The organism is Actinomadura soli (assembly GCF_005889715.1).
Taxonomy (GTDB): domain Bacteria; phylum Actinomycetota; class Actinomycetes; order Streptosporangiales; family Streptosporangiaceae; genus Spirillospora; species Spirillospora soli.
In genome coordinates this window covers 1-2,321 of the sequence record NZ_VCKW01000507.1, presented here as the reverse complement: position 1 = coordinate 2,321, position 2,321 = coordinate 1, and the positions used below count along the sequence as shown (strand labels likewise).

At 72.6% G+C, this 2,321-nt stretch carries 2 protein-coding genes; both read right to left on the bottom strand.

Features of this window, described 5'->3' with window-relative positions; genetic code table 11:
* Nucleotides 1–82: 82 nt before the first annotated feature.
* Nucleotides 83–763 (bottom strand): response regulator, encoded by a 681-nt coding sequence (locus tag ETD83_RS41290; protein ID WP_138650681.1) that lies wholly within the window; start codon nucleotides 761–763, stop codon nucleotides 83–85.
* Between the two features lie 192 nt (nucleotides 764–955).
* The gene (locus ETD83_RS41285; protein WP_138650680.1) at nucleotides 956–2,179 is read right to left on the bottom strand and encodes a sensor histidine kinase; all 1,224 of its coding nucleotides are present in this window, start codon (nucleotides 2,177–2,179) and stop codon (nucleotides 956–958) included.
* Nucleotides 2,180–2,321 lie beyond the last annotated feature (142 nt).

Below are 2,321 nucleotides of genomic sequence, written 5' to 3'. Positions count from 1 at the left end.
GCACCTGCGCCAAGACGCGCCCCGAAGCGGGCGGCGAGCCCCTCAGGGACGTCCCTGAGGGGCTCGCCGCGCCTCCACAGGGTCAGCTCTGGCCCGGGCGGCTCAGACCCGTCTCGTACGCGTACACGACCGCCTGCACCCGGTCCCGCAGCCCCAGCTTCGCCAGGACGTTCCCCACGTGCGTCTTCACGGTCGTCTCGCTCACCACCAGCTCCGCCGCGATCTCCGCGTTCGACTGGCCCCGCGCCACGTGCGCCAGCACCTCGCGCTCCCGCTCCGTCAGCGTGTCCAGGCCCGGTGGCGGGGACGCGTCCCGCACCGCGGGCAGCCGCGTCGCGAACTTGTCCAGCAGCCGCCGCGTCACCGACGGCGCGACGATCGCGTCACCCGCCGCGACGATCCTGATCGCCTGCACCAGGTCCTCCGGCGGGGAGTCCTTCAGCAGGAACCCGCTCGCCCCCGCCCGCACCGCCTCGATCACGTACTCGTCCAGGTCGAACGTCGTCAGGATCAGCACCCTCGGATCGTGCGACGCCGCGCCCTCCCGGATGATCCGGCGGGTCGCCTCGATGCTGTCCACCCCCGGCATCCGGATGTCCATCAGCACCACGTCCGGCAGCAGCGACCGCGTCATCTCCACCGCCGTCGCGCCGTCCCCGGCCTCGCCCACCACCGCGATGTCCGGCTCCGCCTCCAGGATCAGCCGGAAACCCGTCCGCAGCAGCGGCTGATCGTCGACGAGCAGCACCCGAACCGTCGTCATCGCGCACAGCCCTTCCGGGCGGCGACGCCCATCCCCGCGGGCCGGGGGCCCTGCGATCCCCGCTCCGCCGCGGTCATCGATTCGGCCCGCCCACGCGGGCGTCCTGGTCCGTCCATCGTGCCCGCTCCTCGCCTCACAGCGCTCCAGCCCAAACCTTGGCGCTCCCGCCCCAACCTACGGCCTTCCGGCACCTCACGCCTCCAGCGGGAACCGGGCCCGCACACCGAACCCGCCGCCGACCCGCGGCCCGATCTTCAACTCGCCACCGTACAGCGCCACCCGCTCGTACATGCCGACCAGACCGTGCCCCGGATTGTCCCCGTCCTCCGCCATGAACGTCGCCGTTCCGCGCCCGTCGTCCTCGATCTCCACCGTCAGGTCCCCGTCCCCGTAGTACAGCCGCACCCATGCCCGCGCCTGCGGCCCCGCGTGCTTCAGCGTGTTCGTCAACGCCTCCTGGATCAGCCGGAACGCCGCCACGTCCACCCCCGGCGACGGCGGCCGCGCCTCCCCCTCGATCCACAGCTGCACCGACAGGCCCGTCTCCCGGACGTGATCCAGCAGCTCCCCGAGGTCGCCCAGGCCCGGCTGCGGCGCCAGCTCCCGGCCCGCCCGCTCCGGATCCCGGTCCGTCCGCAGCACCCCGACGATCCGCCGCATCTCGCTCAGCGCCGTCCGCCCGACCTCCTCGATCGTCGACATCGCCTCCCGCGCGCTGCCCGGATCCCGGTCGATGATCCGCCGCGCCGCGCCCGCCTGCACCGTCATCACGCTCACATGGTGCGCCACCACGTCGTGCAGCTCCCGCGCGATCCGCGACCGCTCCTCGACCCGCGCCGCCCGCGCGTCGGTGCCCCGCGCCCGCTCCAGCCGCGCCGCCCGGTCCTCCAGCTCCGCGAAGTACGCGCGCCGCAGCCGCAGGTTCCGGCCCAGCACCCACACCCCGATCAGCAGCACGAAGTTCGTCATCATCTCGACCGGCGACGTCGACACCGGAAGGATCGCGATGTACACCACCAGATGCGTGAGCGCCACCAGCCCGCCCACCGCGCTCTGCGCCAGGCCCCGGTGCGCGGCGACGCTGTAGATCGCGATCAGGAACGCCAGCACGTCCGACGCCGACGGCGGATAGCCCGCCACCCCCACCAGCATCTCGCCCGCGACGATGAACAGCAGCACCGGCAGCGGATGCCGCCGCCGCCACCGCAGCGACATCGTCACGATGACGACGACCAGCACGCCCCACAGGTCCGGATCCCGGAACTCCTCGAACTCCGCGGTCTTCGGAAGCTCCTGCAGGAGCATTTGCGGCAGCCCCACCAACAGCAGCCCGAACGCCAGCAGCGTGTCCGCTGCCAGCGGACGCGCCTGGAGCCAGGCGCGGAAGGAATGAAGACCACGGATGCGGGGTGACACGACTCTCACCCTAGGAGGTCGCGCCAGGTCGTGAGCCCTCCTGTACGCGGATCCGCAGTCCTCCCCAAGGAGGACGCCTCCATTCTCCCAATCCGCCTGGCGACGCCGCCCGAACTCACCCGCCTCCTACGCCCCACTCCAC